General features: G+C 48.7%; 13 protein-coding genes. 12 read left to right on the top strand and 1 reads right to left on the bottom strand.

Going from position 1 to position 15,544, the window contains the following annotated elements:
- Positions 1-44 precede the first annotated feature (44 nt).
- The 5 genes from LACSTY_RS04370 to rny all read left to right on the top strand — a co-directional run bounded on the left by LACSTY_RS04370 (position 45) and on the right by rny (position 6,356).
- Positions 45-983 (top strand): helix-turn-helix domain-containing protein, encoded by a 939-nt coding sequence (locus LACSTY_RS04370; RefSeq protein ID WP_087911830.1) that lies wholly within the window; start codon positions 45-47, stop codon positions 981-983.
- The gene (gene pgsA / locus LACSTY_RS04375) at positions 980-1,573 is read left to right on the top strand and encodes a CDP-diacylglycerol--glycerol-3-phosphate 3-phosphatidyltransferase (RefSeq protein WP_025012513.1); all 594 of its coding nucleotides are present in this window, start codon (positions 980-982) and stop codon (positions 1,571-1,573) included. Before LACSTY_RS04370 ends, pgsA begins: the two co-directional genes overlap by 4 nt.
- Before the next feature lie 271 nt (positions 1,574-1,844).
- Positions 1,845-3,086, top strand: a complete 1,242-nt coding sequence (locus tag LACSTY_RS04380) for a competence/damage-inducible protein A (protein ID WP_087911831.1) — start codon at positions 1,845-1,847, stop codon at positions 3,084-3,086.
- 54 nt (positions 3,087-3,140) lie between these two features.
- Positions 3,141-4,184 carry a recombinase RecA gene (gene recA, locus LACSTY_RS04385; RefSeq protein WP_087911832.1) on the top strand — a complete coding sequence of 348 codons (1,044 nt, stop codon included), beginning with the start codon at positions 3,141-3,143 and terminating at the stop codon, positions 4,182-4,184.
- 600 nt (positions 4,185-4,784) lie between these two features.
- The gene (gene rny / locus LACSTY_RS04390) at positions 4,785-6,356 is read left to right on the top strand and encodes a ribonuclease Y (RefSeq protein WP_010489446.1); all 1,572 of its coding nucleotides are present in this window, start codon (positions 4,785-4,787) and stop codon (positions 6,354-6,356) included.
- Positions 6,357-6,501: 145 nt separating this feature from the next.
- Here rny and LACSTY_RS04395 read toward each other — a convergent pair whose 3' ends face one another.
- Entirely contained in the window at positions 6,502-7,155 is a 654-nt protein-coding gene (locus LACSTY_RS04395; RefSeq protein WP_049169075.1) for a YigZ family protein, read from the bottom strand.
- 27 nt (positions 7,156-7,182) lie between these two features.
- On the opposite strand from LACSTY_RS04395, the gene LACSTY_RS04400 reads away from it, so the two are divergent.
- From LACSTY_RS04400 to ftsX, 7 genes are all read left to right on the top strand, one after another.
- A complete protein-coding gene (locus LACSTY_RS04400) occupies positions 7,183-8,445 on the top strand; it encodes a DEAD/DEAH box helicase (protein ID WP_151466805.1) in 1,263 nt (420 codons plus the stop codon).
- Positions 8,446-8,602: 157 nt separating this feature from the next.
- Positions 8,603-9,121, top strand: coding sequence for a ComF family protein (locus LACSTY_RS04405; protein WP_087911834.1), 519 nt, complete (start codon positions 8,603-8,605; stop codon positions 9,119-9,121).
- A 124-nt stretch (positions 9,122-9,245) separates the two neighbouring features.
- Entirely contained in the window at positions 9,246-9,803 is a 558-nt protein-coding gene (gene hpf / locus LACSTY_RS04410) for a ribosome hibernation-promoting factor, HPF/YfiA family (RefSeq protein WP_010489439.1), read from the top strand.
- Positions 9,804-10,071: 268 nt separating this feature from the next.
- A complete protein-coding gene (gene secA / locus LACSTY_RS04415) occupies positions 10,072-12,435 on the top strand; it encodes a preprotein translocase subunit SecA (protein WP_039638826.1) in 2,364 nt (787 codons plus the stop codon).
- A 258-nt stretch (positions 12,436-12,693) separates the two neighbouring features.
- A protein-coding gene (gene prfB, locus LACSTY_RS04420; RefSeq protein WP_107750272.1) for a peptide chain release factor 2 occupies positions 12,694-13,810 on the top strand; the annotation gives its coding sequence in 2 pieces (ribosomal slippage) (positions 12,694-12,765 and positions 12,767-13,810; 1,116 coding nt in all).
- 77 nt (positions 13,811-13,887) lie between these two features.
- On the top strand, positions 13,888-14,574 hold the full coding sequence (gene ftsE / locus LACSTY_RS04425; protein WP_025012520.1) for a cell division ATP-binding protein FtsE: 687 nt from the start codon (positions 13,888-13,890) through the stop codon (positions 14,572-14,574).
- On the top strand, positions 14,564-15,451 hold the full coding sequence (ftsX, locus tag LACSTY_RS04430) for a permease-like cell division protein FtsX (RefSeq protein ID WP_039638830.1): 888 nt from the start codon (positions 14,564-14,566) through the stop codon (positions 15,449-15,451). Before ftsE ends, ftsX begins: the two co-directional genes overlap by 11 nt.
- The last annotated feature ends 93 nt before the right edge of the window (positions 15,452-15,544 follow it).

Genomic DNA, 15,544 nt, shown 5'->3' on the forward strand with positions numbered 1-15,544 from the left:
TATACTAAAAATGGTTAATAAAAAATAGCGGGTGAAGAAAACATATGGATGAAATTGGGCAAAAATTACGGGACGCCCGGATTGAAAAGGGTTATACCATTGATGATCTGCAGCAGATCACCAAAATCCAAAAACGCTATCTGATTGCCATCGAAGAAGGACATTTCGATGCGCTGCCAGGTGATTTTTATGTGCGTGCTTTCATCAAACAATATGCCGATACGGTCGGTCTTGACGGCGATGAGCTCCTAACGCAGTTCCAGCAGGATATTCCGGAACCGCAGCCAAAAGAATATGCTGCTCAGTCGGTTGAAAATAAGACGCGCGCAACCCGTGCTGAAGAAGCCAGTCCAGTCAACCGGTTGCGGCGTTATTTACCGCAAATTGCAGTGGCAGGGATTGTGGTGGTAGCGGTTATTGTCATTTATGCTGTGATGTTGATGTCGCAATCAGGACCGAAGCAGACGATACCGGCAGATTCTGAAAGCGTTGCGGTTTCGTCTAAACGCAGTAGCGCAAAGTCATCAAAATCATCGAAGTCGTCAAAAGCGTCCTCAAAGTCCAGCAAGGCATCCGCTTCAAGCAGCTCCAAGCCATCTGAAAAAGCGTCCAAGCAGAAGAAAGAAAAGAGCGGTAAACTCGATATTTCTGTCGCAGCTGCTAATGGCGCAACACAGGCGGTTACGCTCAAAAATCTGCCGACTACCGGCAACAAGCTTACTTTAGGTGCTAATGGCGCAACGGCATGGGTTTCAGTGATTGTCAATGGTACGACCACTTGGCAAGGATCCTTAACATCCGGCAATACGCAAGAAGTCTCACTACCGGATAACGCATCAACCTTCCAAGTCCGTTCTGGTAATGCAACGGCAACAACCATCAAACTGAATGGCAAAGACGTTGATATTTCAAACGGAACCAGCATCGTGCGGACAATCACCTTCACAAACAGTACCAGTGAAAGCGAGGGGTCCCAAGAATGAATCTTCCAAACAAGTTGACGTTGATCCGGATTTTCCTAATTCCGGTTTTTACGTTGCTGCTTGCGTTTAATTGGCCAGCGGGTTATCTGACCATTGCAGGAACCAAAGTGGCGGTCAGCTGGTTCATCGCACTGATTATTTTCATCATTGCGTCACTCACCGACTTTGCGGACGGCCATATTGCCCGCAGTCAACACTTGATAACCAACTTTGGCAAGTTTGCCGATCCATTGGCGGACAAGTTGTTAGTCATGACGGCCTTTATCTTTTTAACCGCTGCCGGCCAGATTCCGGCATGGGGAACGGCGATTATTCTTTGGCGGGAATTGGCCGTGACCGGCTTGCGGCTTCTGCTTTCCAATAAAGGCGAAGTTCTCGCGGCAGCGTGGCCCGGCAAGATTAAAACCAACACCCAGATGTTTGCGATCATTTTTCTGATGTTAAACAACGCGTGGTTTAACAACATCAATGTGCCATTCGCGTTGATTCTCTTCTACGTCGCCGTATTCTTCACCATCTATTCAGGCGTGGAATACTTCTACAAAAATCGCGCTGTCTTCGCCGATTCGTTTGGATCGAGTCATGAATAAGTTTGGTAAAAACCCAGGTCAGGTGATCTGGGTTTTTTAGTACGCAGACTTTTGCGCCAGTGTGGGCTATGTAAGCCGGTAGTAGGAGACCACACAGTCTTGTTGGCAAAGGCTGTTTTGTGCAATCGCAGGTAGTAAAATGGATTGTAAGCAAATAGCAGCGTTTTTAATGTGAGATGCGTCACGTTGCAATGGCCTTTATCCAGAAAATTTTGATTTGAAAAAGGGAAAAAAGAATTAAAGTCGAACTCTATTGTTAGGTGGGAAAGATATGCAAGCAGAAATTATTGCTGTCGGAACTGAAATTCTGATGGGACAGATTACTAATACTAATGGCGCCTATATGGCTAAACAGTTGGCCGCTTTAGGCATTGCCAGCTATCATCAACAGGTTGTCGGTGACAATGCGCAACGCCTGGCTGATGCGATCAGCTTAGCCGAAAAACGCAGTGATATCGTGATTTTGATCGGTGGTTTAGGACCCACACCAGATGATCTGACGAAACAAACGTTGGCTGCTCATCTGAATTTACCGTTGGTTGAAGATGCGGACGCCATGGCAAAACTGGCGGCTCGGGTTAAACAACAGCAGCGGCCGATGACGCCAAATAATAAGTTACAGGCGATGTATCCGCAAGGTGCTGATATATTGGTTAATCGCGTCGGGCTGGCAGTCGGTGCCTGGGTCGAACAACACCAACATGCCTATGTACTACTGCCTGGGCCGCCTAAGGAATTTATTCCAATGGTTGATCATGAGCTATTGCCTCATTTGGCCAAGTATAGCGGCCATCATGAAGCTTTTGTCAGCCGCGTCATGCGCTTCTTTGGTGTTGGTGAATCACAATTGGTGACAGATTTAGGTGACTTGATTGCCAAGCAAACGAATCCGACATTAGCCACTTACATCAAGGATCATGAGGTGACTATTCGGGTGACGGCCAGCGGTGAGACCCAAGCAGACGCTGAAGCAAAATTGGAACCGGTGATTGGCGCTATTATGGATCGCGAGGGACGTTACTTTTATGGTTATGGTGATGATAATAGCCTCGCTAAAGAGTTGGTCAAGGCATTAGCGGCGACCGATAAGCAAATAACAGCAGCGGAGAGTTTGACAGCCGGTGCGTTCCAGGCGGCTTTGGGGGATGTTCCCGGCGTCTCGGATTATTTCAAAGGTGGTTTTGTGACGTACGCATTAGCCACTAAAGCAGCATTTTTGAATATTGATGCGCGTGAGTTAGCGGCTCATGGGGTGGTGAGTGAATTTACCGCCAAAGCGATGGCCGAGCACGCCCGTCAGCGGGCTGCGGCCGATATTGCAGTCAGTTTTACCGGCGTGGCCGGGCCCGACACACTGGAAGGGCAGCCAGCCGGGACAGTTTGGATCGGCTTGGCGCGGATGGGCCAAGCGCCGGTTGCACAGATCTATCATTTTCCCGGTGGCCGCAATGATGTTCGCAAACGCGCGGTTATGACCGGCATGATGATCGCATTGAAGAGCTTGCGGGATTAATTTTCGGAACGATTGAAAAGTTGGATAGGTAGCAATGACAGGGGGCGGCAGGAAGTGGCAGACACAGAACGACAAGAAGCGTTAGCAACAGCACTAAAAAAGATTGAAAAGAATTTTGGCAAAGGTGCCATCATGAAAATGGGGGACAAGGCTGATACGCGGGTTTCGGCCATTTCCAGTGGCTCACTTGCGATTGACGAAGTGCTTGGCGTTGGTGGGTTGCCACGCGGGCGGATTGTTGAGATGTACGGTCCTGAAAGCTCCGGGAAAACCACCGTTGCCTTGCATGCGGTGGCAATGGTGCAGCAGCATGGCGGAACCGCCGCGTATATTGATGCGGAAAATGCCATGGATCCTAAGTATGCGACCGCGCTGGGCGTCAATATTGATGAACTGTTGCTCTCTCAACCGGATACTGGAGAACAAGGGCTGGAAATTGCTGACGAGCTGGTGGCCTCTGGAGCAATTGATATTCTGGTGATTGATTCGGTGGCCGCGCTGGTTCCGCAAGCCGAGATTGACGGCGATATGGGCGATGCGCACGTTGGCCTACAGGCGCGACTGATGTCACAAGCGCTGCGGAAGCTGTCTGGCAACATCAGTAAGACGAAAACTATTGCCGTCTTTATTAACCAAATTCGTGAGAAAGTCGGCATCGTTTTTGGCAACCCAGAAATAACCCCGGGTGGTCGGGCATTAAAGTTTTATGCAACAGTGCGGCTGGAAATCCGCCGTTCCGAACAGATTAAAAACGGTACTGAGATTATCGGTAATCGCACTAAAATCAAGGTCGTTAAAAATAAAGTGGCGCCGCCTTTTAAAGTGGCGATTGTGGACATTATGTATGGCCGTGGCATTTCGCAAAGCGGTGAACTCGTCGATATGGCGGTTGAAAAAGACATCGTTGAAAAGTCCGGGTCGTGGTATGCCTACCAAGGTGAGCGAATCGGCCAAGGACGCGAGCATGCCAAGACTTATCTTGAAACTCATGAGGAAATGCGTAAAAAGATTGAGGGGCAAGTGCGTGAGGCATACGGGATGCCGTTAAATCAGGTGATTGAAATGGAAGATCCGGATGAATCGGCGCGAGCTTCATGACAGTATCGACTTGTTAAATGATTCGGAAATTGAATAGTGAAATTCATGTTGTACAGACACTAACCGGCGATTTTTGGGTTAGTGTCTGTTTGATTTGAGGTTGGAGTTGGGGGAATAAGGAGTGTGGGGCAATCCGGTTTCGAAACGCGCTCGCTGGCGCAGAAATCTACGTGTAAGGACCTCAAGCCTAAATGGCCAAAGCCCGATTCATGATTTGTTATAGAGGACGATGATTGGCCGATACTGCTCGGAAACGCGTTCACAGGCCCAGAAACCTGCGTGTAAGGACTTCAGCCCTAAATGGCCAAAGCCCGATCCGTGACTTGTTATAGAAGATAACTACTGGCCGATGCTGCATGGAAACGCGTTCGCTGGCGCAGAAGCCTGCGTGTAAGGACCTTGGTCGCAATGGCCAAAGACCGGCCATCACGCCCAAGGCCGCTTACACTCCAGCTCCTAAACGCGCCAGCTCACGCTCTTGCCCTGTTGACACCTTCATTGCCAGCACGTAAACTGATAGAGGTGTAATAATTTAAAAAAGCATCAAAGATTTTGATCAACAAGATGATTGAATCGCTTAGATGATGCGGAGGTGAAATGATGAGTTCAGTAACACTGGTCTCAATAACCCTCGCAGCAGTCATCGCTTTAGCGGTCGGTTTATTGATCGGATTTGCACTTCAAAAGAAGCTCCACCAGAACAGTTTGGATCGAGCGACGCAGACAGCAGAAGGTATCATTGAGGCCGCTAAAAAAGAAGCAGCGACTTTAAAAAAAGAGAAACTGCTAGAAGCAAAAGATGAGAATCATCGCTATCGAACCCAACTTGAAGATGAATTGAAAGATCGGCGGGCGGAAGTCCAGAAGTCGGAACATCGACTGAATCAGCGGGAAGATACTCTGGATCGGCGTGATGATACGCTCGATCGTAAAGAGCAGAGTCTTGCTGACCGAGAAGCAAATTTGAACAAGCGGCAGCAACAGTTAGATGAACGTGAACAAGATATCTCTTCAGAAATCAGCAAACAACAGACGGAGCTTGAACGAATTGCCGAGTTAACGCATGAACAGGCTCGGACTCAGATCCTTGATGAAACGCAATCGGAATTGACGCATGAACGCGCTGTTATGATCAAAGAAAGTGAAGATGAAGCTAAGGAAGCTGCGGATAAGAAAGCCAAGGTACTGATCGCGGATGCTATCCAGCGCAGTGCTTCGGATATCGTTGCAGAAACAACGGTTACCGTAGTGAACTTGCCTAATGACGACATGAAAGGCCGAATTATCGGTCGTGAAGGTCGCAATATTCGGACGCTTGAGACTTTGACGGGTATCGACTTGATTATTGACGATACCCCACAAGCCGTCGTTTTGAGCGGTTTTGATCCGATCCGGCGGGAGATCGCCCGGATCGCTTTGGAGAAGCTCATTCAAGATGGTCGGATTCATCCGGCACGCATTGAAGAAATGGTTGATAAAGCACGCAAAGAAATGGATGACCGTATCCGAGAAATTGGTGAACAAGCCATTTTTGACGTGGGCATTCATAACATGCATCCTGATCTGATTAAGATTTTGGGTCGGTTGCATTTTCGGACAAGTTATGGCCAGAATGTCCTGGATCATTCGATTCAGGTTGCAAAGCTGGCCGGTGTCATGGCTGCTGAATTAGGAGAAGATGTTACCTTAGCAAAACGTGCGGGGTTATTACATGATATTGGTAAGGCACTCGATCACGAGGTAGACGGATCTCACGTTGAAATCGGGGTTGAGCTGGCAACAAAGTACAAGGAACCAAAGACGGTCATTAACGCCATTGCATCCCATCATGGTGACGTTGAGCCGACCAGTGTCATTTCGGTGCTGGTCGCCGCCGCTGATGCTATTTCCGCCGCTCGCCCAGGCGCACGGTCGGAATCGCTTGAAAATTACCTGCATCGCTTAGAAAAACTGGAAGCCATTGCCAACAGTCATGCTGGCGTTGATCACAGTTTTGCGATTCAGGCTGGTCGCGAAGTACGCGTGATTGTTCAACCGGAAAAGCTCTCTGATGACCAGAGTGTGATTTTGGCACGGGACATTCGCAATGAAATCGAAAAAGAATTAGAGTATCCGGGTCACATCAAAGTTACCGTGATTCGTGAAACCCGAACCGTTGAATATGCTAAATAAACACGCGGTGAGCCAACGCTAGTGATTGGATGCTGGGTGTCGCGTCAAAAAGATCCGCAAGATGAGCTTGTCTTGCGGATCTTTTTGTCCCCGATTAACGGCTGGTTTGCTGACGATTTTTTGAGTCACGATCTGTCCGCGACCGTCATTCCCTATTTTGGGCAAATGGATATGGTGCTTCGCGATACTCACTCTGACCGATTGTCGGTGAAAACTGACCATTCAAAAAATCATTAATCAACGCTAATGAAGCCTCTAGTTGGTCTTCATCCAAGTACAGCGTCATGGTGACCTTCACGCCGTAATCAATTTTGGCAATGGTGAGGTGATGGGTGGTCAAAAAGTGTTGTAGCGGTTCAAGATCGGCGTAAGGGATCTGGAATGTAACCGTTTTTTGCTTGATGCGCGCCACAATGCCAATGGTTTCAATGGCGTTGTTGACGTTGCCGGCATAGGCGCGAATCAGTCCGCCGGCACCAAGTTTGATGCCGCCAAAATAGCGGGTCGTGACGGCTACCACGTCGCGGATGTCGTGGTTCAGCAAACCCTCCAGCGTAGGACTTCCGGCGGTTCCGGAAGGCTCGCCGTTGTCACTTGCCCGCTGAATCTGACTTTCATTGCCGAGTACATACGCATAGACATTGTGATTGGCTTTGGCATTTTCGTGGCTGATTTGGTCAATGATGGTTTTGGCTTCATCCTCGCTTTGGATGCGGGCTAAGTGGGTGATGAAGCGCGATTTTTTGATGATCCGGGTGTAATTTCCCGTTTCTTTAATAGTGAGATATGGCTTGGTCATGCGTAATCTCCTTTTGAGGTGATAAAAATGGATCTTGCTGGGGCACAACTCACCCAAGCTGAACTGGCGCGGTTGGCTGTCTCTAATATAGCACAGGCCACCGTGGTACCGGCATTGGTTAAAGATAAGGGTCATTGGTGCTGTCAGCGGTGTCGCAGCCAGTTGCCTGTGGCATTGCCGGATGGCCGCTTCTATTGTCCGGAATGCGTGACGCTGGGACGATTGACTGACCGGGATAGCCTTTATCGATTTGACCAACCACATCAGCCAGTTGGAGACGGTCGACTGACTTGGCATGGTACACTCACGCCTGACCAGCAAGCGGCTTCGGATGCGTTAATGGCAAGTGTGACGACTGGCCGCGATCATCTCATCTGGGCAGTCACCGGTGCAGGGAAAACCGAGATGCTATTTCCAACTGTGGCCCGTCTGATCCAGCAACAACAACGCGTTGCGATCGTTTCGCCGCGAATTGATGTTATCCGAGAACTGGCGCCACGATTTCGGGCAGCATTTGCAACGACACCGATTACCGTGCGTTATGGCGGCCATTTTGATCAGACGGATAGTGACTTGCTATTGGCGACGGTGCACCAGTTGTTGCGATTTTATCAGGCGTTTGATTTGATTGTTGTTGATGAGGTTGATTCGTTTCCCATGAATGGCACGCCAATGCTGCATCAGGCCGTTCAGCAGGCACGCCGCGGATCAGTGGCATATTTAACCGCAACGCCGGATCGGGTGTTAAAAAAAGCGTTGCACAACGGTCTGGGTGTTAGCAGGCTGTTTCGCCGATTTCATGGGCATCCCTTACCTGTTCCGACTATTCGATTGATGAATCTGCAAAAAGTGCCACGCCAACTTCCGACTGCCATGATCACATGGATTCGCCAAGTGCTTGCAACGGAGCGGGTTTGTCTGTTATTCGTACCAAAAATCAGCTGGGCAGAACAAGTCGCGGACGTGCTTCGCCAACTGGGTTTAAAAACTGCTGGGGTAGCCAGTACCGATCCACAGCGAGCGGAAAAAGTCATGGCATTTCGGCAACGGCAACTCGATGTTTTGGTCACGACCACCATTTTGGAAAGAGGGGTGACAGTCACCCAGTGTGCGGTGGGGGTGATTGCGGCCGCAGATCGGGAATTTTCGGCTGCAGCTTTGATTCAGATTGCGGGGCGAGCCGGACGGGCGGCGGACAGCCCTGATGATCCGGTCGTGTTCTTCACGGATCGTTATACGCTGGCGTTATTGGCCGCTAAACGCCAGATTGTGATGATGAACGGAAGGTGATGGTATGCGTTGCATCGGATGTGATCGACCCACCGACCGCAGTTTGCAATTGACGACTTTATTTGCGCATGGACCGCTGCTGGCGCCGAGACTATGCCACAGTTGTTTAAGTCGCTTTTGCCTGATTACCGGGGCGACTTGTGCCGGATGCGGGCGAATGCAGCCTACCGAGCAACTGTGTTCGGATTGCCGCAAGTGGGAACGCCAAGGAACGCTTTTACATAATCGGGCGTTATTTGCATATGATGCCAGCATGAAAGCGTGGATTTACCAGTATAAGGGGCTTGGCGACTACCGGATGCATGTGGCGTTTCAGGATCTGATAGCGGCACGCTTGCGGCATGCTACTGCACTCGTGCCGATTCCAAGTGAGCCGAAGCACTTTGAGCTGCGCGGCTTTGATCCGATTCTCGGTTTATTTGGCTGCTTACGATTGCGGTCGTGGTTGCGTAAAACGGCCACCGAGCGGCCACAAGCCCAAAAAACCCGACAGGAACGACTGAAGACGCCGCAAAGTTTTCACGTTTTGGCGTCAAAACAGGCATTAAACAAGGTCCGGCAAATCACGCTTCTCGATGATCTATATACCACCGGACGGACTTTATACCATGCGCGTGATGCATTGGTGGCAGCCGGTTTTAAAGGAACAATTGACGCGTTTACATTAATTCGCTGAATTGTGGCTTTTGTTGTGTCTGACTGCAACATTCGGGTATAATGAAATTGAAGATTGGAAGGGTTTTATCCCAGCCAATCAGCGTGTAAGCATTTGGTTACACGCAGGAAAGGGGAGAAGTTTTATGCTCACATACAATGTTCGTGGCGAAAACATCGAAGTCACCGAAGCCATCAGAAATTACGTGGAGAAGCGAATTAGCAAACTGAACAAGTTCTTCGGAGGTTCAGTCACTGCGACGGCGCACGTCAATTTGAAGGTTTATCCGGATAAGACCGCAAAAGTCGAAGTGACGATCCCGCTCTCGTTTTTGACCCTGCGTGCGGAAGAAACCAGTCCTGATTTATACGCCAGCATTGATCTTGTAACTGATAAGCTGGAGCGGCAGGTTCGCAAGTTCAAGACGAAGATCAATCGTAAATCCCGTGAAAAAGGCTTCGGCCAAATTGATGTTGACACCAGTGCACCAGCTGAGCCAAAGCCAGCCGAAGATGATGATAATCTGACGGTGGTACGGACAAAGCGAGTTTCATTAAAGCCAATGGATTCGCAGGAAGCCATTTTGCAAATGGATATGCTGGGCCACAACTTCTTCATTTTCGAAGATGCCGATACAAATGGTACGAGCATTGTTTACAAGCGTCGTGATGGACGTTACGGCCTAATCGAAACCAACGAATAAATAAATACCCTTTAAACAAAAACAAGGCTGCTGATTTGCCGGCAGTCTTGTTTTTGTTTGGTAAGCGCGGCAACCATTTGCTTTCATTGGCTGGCATTAAGTTTGGTGGCATTCATGTTCTGGGCATCATAACTGAGTTAAATAACCGGAAATGTCATCATGGTATTTTCAATCTCCCCGTGAAAATGTTAAGATGTTACAATGTATCAATGTTAGAATGATTAAAGTGTGTTAGATTCACGAGGTTTCGACAGAGAGGAATCCATTTATGGCCAATATTCTTAGAAAATGGGTCGAAAGCGATAAGCGAGAGATCGGTCGCCTCGGCAAAATCGCTGATCAGGTTCAGCGCTATGAAGATGAATATGCAGCATTATCTGATGAACAATTAAAAGCAAATACCCAGAAATTTAAAGATCGGCTTGCAGCAGGCGAGACTCTGGACGATATTTTACCAGAAGCCTTTGCAACTGCTCGCGAAGGTGCCAAGCGGGTTTTGGGACTGTTTCCGTTTCGGGTTCAGATTATCGGCGGCATCGTGTTACACGAAGGTAATATTGCGGAGATGAAAACCGGTGAAGGTAAAACTTTGACCGCTACCATGCCCGTTTATTTGAATGCCTTGACTGGTAAAGGCGTGCACGTTGTCACGGTTAACGAGTACCTATCCACCCGTGATGCCACGGAAATGGGCGAGTTGTACAACTGGCTTGGCTTGAGTGTTGGGCTGAATCTCAACTCCAAGAACAGCGATGAAAAGCGCGAAGCTTACAATTGCGACATTACCTATTCGACCAATAGTGAACTCGGGTTTGATTACCTGCGGGATAACATGGTTGTTTACAAGGAACAAATGGTTCAGCGTCCGTTGAACTTTGCGATTGTCGATGAGGTGGATTCCATCTTGATCGATGAAGCGCGGACACCGTTGATTATTTCCGGTGGTGCTGAAAAGACAACCGGGCTCTATATTCGGGCTGATCGGTTTGTGAAGACGCTGAAAGCCGATACCGATTACAAGATCGACTGGCCGACCAAGACCATTTCCCTGACAGAAAGTGGCATCCGCAAAGCCGAAAAGAACTTCGGCTTGGATAACTTGTATGACACGGAAAATACTGCGTTGACCCATCATATCGATCAAGCCTTGCGCGCTAATTATATTATGCTCAAGGATATCGATTATATGGTTTCCAACGGCGAAGTTCTGATTGTCGATCAGTTTACGGGTCGTGCGATGGAAGGCCGGCGTTATTCTGATGGCCTGCATCAGGCGATTGAAGCTAAAGAAGGCGTTCAGATTCAGGATGAAAATAAGACGATGGCCAACATCACTTATCAAAACTTCTTCCGGATGTATAACAAACTGGCTGGGATGACCGGGACGGCGAAGACCGAACAAGAAGAATTCCGTGAAATTTACAACATGGAAGTTATTTCGGTGCCGACCAATAAGCCGGTCATTCGGGTTGATTCGCCTGATGTTCTTTACCCGACATTGGATGCCAAGTTCAATGCCGTTGTTGAAGACATTAAAGAACGCCACAAGAAGGGCCAGCCAATTCTGGTCGGGACCGTTGCGATTGAATCGAGCGAACGGTTGAGCAAGCAGCTTGATGAAGCCAAAATTCCGCACACTGTTTTGAATGCGAAAAACCATTTTAAAGAAGCAGAGATTATCATGAATGCCGGCCAGCGGGGCGCGGTTACGATCGCGACCAACATGGCCGGACGTGGTACCGATATTAAATTAGGACCCGGCGTGACCAAATTAGGCGGGCTTGCTGTCATCGGGACTGAGCGCCACGAAAGCCGCCGGATTGACAACCAGTTGCGTGGCCGTTCCGGTCGACAAGGTGATCCGGGTTCAACGCAGTTTTATTTGAGTCTTGAAGATGATTTGATGAAGCGTTTTGGTTCTGAACGCATCAAAGCCATGCTGGATCGATTCAAAGTGGCTGATGATGATCAGGTCATCCAAAGCCGCATGATTTCCCGGCAAGTCGAATCTGCCCAGAAGCGGGTTGAAGGGAACAACTACGATACCCGCAAGAATACCTTGCAATACGATGACGTGATGCGTGAACAGCGCGAAGTTATCTACAAGCAACGGCAGCAGATCATTGATGAAAACGAGACGCTGAAGCCAGTCTTGATGGCGATGATCAATCGTACGATTACCCGGATTGTTCAGACCCACACGCAAGGCGAGCAGAAAGACTGGAATCTGGATGCGCTGTATGCGTGGATCACCGCGAACATGGTTGATCCGGAGAAATTCAAGCGCAGCGAACTGGACGGCAAGTCACAGGATGAATTGATTGGTTTGCTGGCAGATCTGGCAGAAACAAACTTCAAGCAAAAGAATAAGCAGCTCGGCGATGACGCCCAGATGCTTGAGTTTGAGAAGGTTGTTATCTTGCGGGTGGTTGACTCGGCTTGGACCGATCACATTGATGCCATGGATCAGCTACGTCAGTCCATTGGCTTGCGTGGTTACGGTCAAATGAATCCGTTAGTTGAATATCAAGAAGAAGGCTATCGGATGTTTGAAGAAATGATTGCCTCAATTGACGATGACGTTACCCGGCTGTTCATGAAAGCCGAAATCCGGCAAAATATTCGCCGTTAACAATGAACAGACGCCCCGGCACTGCAATTTTGACTTGCGGTACTGGGGTGTTTTGGGGATAGCGGTAGAAAAACGATAGTCAAGCAGTTGGTTTTTAACCGTGCTGGCTCACCATAACGCGTTCGGTGGCGCAGAAGCCTGCGTGTAAGGACCTTGAGCGTAATGGCCCGGTCTTTGGCCATTACGCTCAAGGCCACTTACACTCCGGCTTCTAACCGCGCCACCTCACGCTCACTTATTTGGGAAAGGATTTAGACGATGGAACTTAATGTTATGCGCAACACCTTGGCCGCCATGCGGACCAAAATAAATCAATTTAGGGGGTCACTTTGACCTCGATGCCTTGAACGAACGGATTACTGAAAACGAAGGCAAAATGGCTGAGCCGGGTTTTTGGGATGACTCTGAAGCCGCGCAAAAAGTGATTGATGCCAACAATGCGTTGAAGGAAAAGCATGATCGTTTTTATGCACTTGAAAACGAGTTAGAGGATCTTGAAGCTGGTCTCGAGCTGTTGCAGGACGAACCTGATCCAGATCTGCAGCATGAAGAAGAGACCAAGATTAAGGATCTTCAAGACAAGCTCGATCAGTACGAAATGCAGCTCCTTTTGAACGGCCCGTATGATCACAATAATGCTATTTTGGAAATTCATCCCGGAGCTGGTGGTACGGAATCGCAAGACTGGGGTTCCATGTTGATGCGCATGTATCAACGCTGGGCCGACCAGAATGGCTTCAAGGTGGAAGTGGCCGATTATCAGCCGGGTGACGAAGCCGGAATCAAAAGCGTGACGCTGCTTATTAACGGTGAAAATGCCTATGGATTGCTTAAAAGCGAAAAAGGTGTGCATCGGCTAGTCCGGATATCACCGTTTGATTCCGCCGGCCGTCGTCATACCAGTTTTGCCTCCGTCGATGTGATGCCGGAGCTCGATAATTCGATTCAGGTCGACATTCGTCCGGAAGACGTCAAAATGGAAGTGTTCCGGTCTAGCGGTGCCGGTGGTCAGCACATTAATAAAACCTCCAGTGCGGTTCGGCTGATTCATATTCCAACTGGTATTGTCACCTCAAGTCAGGCACAGCGGTCACAATTCCAAAACAAAGCGACCGCGATGGCGATGTTAAAAGCCAAGTTGTATCAGCGTGAAGAAGAGGCCAAACGCGCCAAAGCCAAGGCGATTCAAGGCGAACAAAAAGATGTCGCGTTTGGCTCCCAGATTCGGTCTTACGTTTTCCATCCGTACACGATGGTGAAGGATCATCGAACCAATTACGAAACCGGCAACGGTAACGCCGTCATGGATGGCGACCTCAATCCTTTTATCAACGCTTATTTACAGTGGGAACTTTCGCAGAAAAATCCGGATTAAAACTGTAATCTGCCTGAAACCTTGCTGACTTAATCGCCTGTTATACTGTCTCTAGCTTAGAAAAAGGAGCAAAATGCATGATTCAAATGGAAAACGTGACGAAGCAATACGCTAACGGCGTCACCGCCATCAAGGATGTGAACCTTAAGATCCAAGATGGTGAGTTTGTTTACGTCATCGGGCCTAGTGGTGCCGGAAAATCGACGCTTGTTAAAATGCTATACCATGAATTGATGCCGACCAGCGGCACCATTAAAATTGATAACTTTGACTTTTCGACCATGAAGCCTTCAGAGGTACCATTCTTGCGTCGCCATATCGGCATTGTCTTTCAAGACTTTAAACTCTTGCCGCGATTGACCGTGTATGAAAATGTTGCCTATGCGATGCAGGTTATCGAAGCGCCGGATGATGAAATCAAAGACCGGGTGCTCGAAGTACTGGGGCTCGTTGGCTTGGAGCAGAAGTTGCGCCGTTTTCCTGATGAATTATCTGGTGGTGAACAACAGCGGGTGTCAGTTGCCCGTGCGATTGTGAACAAGCCAAAGGTGTTGATTGCTGATGAACCGACCGGTAACCTGGATCCGCAAACCTCCGATGAAATTGTCGATATCCTCGAACGGATCAATGCCAACGGTACGACCGTTATTATGGCGACGCATAACAAGGATATTGTCAATGAACGGCAACACCGGCTGCTTGAAATTGCCGGTGGTCGTTTAGTTCGTGACGAAGAAGGAGGCACATACGGCAATGAAGAGTAAAGTCTTTTTCCGCCATGTCAAAGATTCTCTGCGCAGTTTGCGGCGTAACGGCTGGATGTCAGTTGCCGCCGTCAGTGCCGTGACGGTAACCTTGTTACTTGTCGGCATTTTTATGGCATTAATCTTCAACTTGCACCATATTTCGCAACAGGTTGAAAATGATGTTCAGGTGCGAGTTTATATTGATAAAAAAACAACAGTCAAACAGCGGGATGAGTTAAAAAACAAGCTGAAGAAACTTGATCACGTCAATAAAGTGACTTACCGTTCCCGTCAGCAGGAATTGGATACGATTATTGGCGGTTACGGATCTCAGTGGCGGATGTTCTCCGGCGATCAGAATCCGTTAAGCGACGTCTATATGGTTAAGACGACCAGCCCCAAGGCAACGATAACCGTGTCTAAAGAGGCGCAGAAGCTGGATCATGTTGTTGATGCCAGTTACGGCGGCCGGACGGCGAAGAAACTCTTTAATTCTGTCGATCTTGCCCAAAAGTGGGGACTTGGCTTTACAATCCTGCTGCTATTTGTCGCCGTATTCCTGATCAACAACACCATCCGAATTACGATTTTATCGCGTTCCGACGAAATCAGAATTATGCGGTTAGTCGGCGCAACCAATTCCTATATTCGGTGGCCGTTCTTACTTGAAGGGGCATGGACCGGCTTGTTCGGGGCAATCCTGCCGATCGTCGTTGTCGATGTCGGCTATGCCGTTGTCTACCACAGTTTTAGCATGGCTAACGGCGCCAGTGGCTATTCACTTTATGCCAATATGCCATTCCTGTTCTGGCTGGACTTGATGTTAGCCGGCATCGGGATCGTCATCGGCGCCTTAGGATCGGTCATCTCAATGCGGCGGTTCCTTAAGTTCTAGAGCATTAATTAGTCTATGAAAGTTAATCTAATCAAATTTACAAAATAGACTGGTCATCATTCACGACCACAGTATATAAACGGACGTATTCTT

Source organism: Lacticaseibacillus styriensis, from assembly GCF_030770295.1.
Taxonomy (GTDB): domain Bacteria; phylum Bacillota; class Bacilli; order Lactobacillales; family Lactobacillaceae; genus Lacticaseibacillus; species Lacticaseibacillus casei.

What these genes read in the sequence shown, in the direction of transcription:
- pgsA (WP_025012513.1), top strand. Translation starts at nt 980, where the DNA reads ATGAATCTTCCAAACAAGTTGACGTTGATCCGGATTTTCCTAATTCCG.
- LACSTY_RS04405 (WP_087911834.1), top strand. Translation starts at nt 8,603, where the DNA reads ATGCAGCCTACCGAGCAACTGTGTTCGGATTGCCGCAAGTGGGAACGC.
- LACSTY_RS04400 (WP_151466805.1), top strand. Translation starts at nt 7,183, where the DNA reads ATGGATCTTGCTGGGGCACAACTCACCCAAGCTGAACTGGCGCGGTTG.
- LACSTY_RS04380 (WP_087911831.1), top strand. Translation starts at nt 1,845, where the DNA reads ATGCAAGCAGAAATTATTGCTGTCGGAACTGAAATTCTGATGGGACAG.
- ftsX (WP_039638830.1), top strand. Translation starts at nt 14,564, where the DNA reads ATGAAGAGTAAAGTCTTTTTCCGCCATGTCAAAGATTCTCTGCGCAGT.
- secA (WP_039638826.1), top strand. Translation starts at nt 10,072, where the DNA reads ATGGCCAATATTCTTAGAAAATGGGTCGAAAGCGATAAGCGAGAGATC.
- hpf (WP_010489439.1), top strand. Translation starts at nt 9,246, where the DNA reads ATGCTCACATACAATGTTCGTGGCGAAAACATCGAAGTCACCGAAGCC.
- ftsE (WP_025012520.1), top strand. Translation starts at nt 13,888, where the DNA reads ATGATTCAAATGGAAAACGTGACGAAGCAATACGCTAACGGCGTCACC.
- LACSTY_RS04370 (WP_087911830.1), top strand. Translation starts at nt 45, where the DNA reads ATGGATGAAATTGGGCAAAAATTACGGGACGCCCGGATTGAAAAGGGT.
- rny (WP_010489446.1), top strand. Translation starts at nt 4,785, where the DNA reads ATGAGTTCAGTAACACTGGTCTCAATAACCCTCGCAGCAGTCATCGCT.
- LACSTY_RS04395 (WP_049169075.1), bottom strand. Translation starts at nt 7,155, where the DNA reads ATGACCAAGCCATATCTCACTATTAAAGAAACGGGAAATTACACCCGG.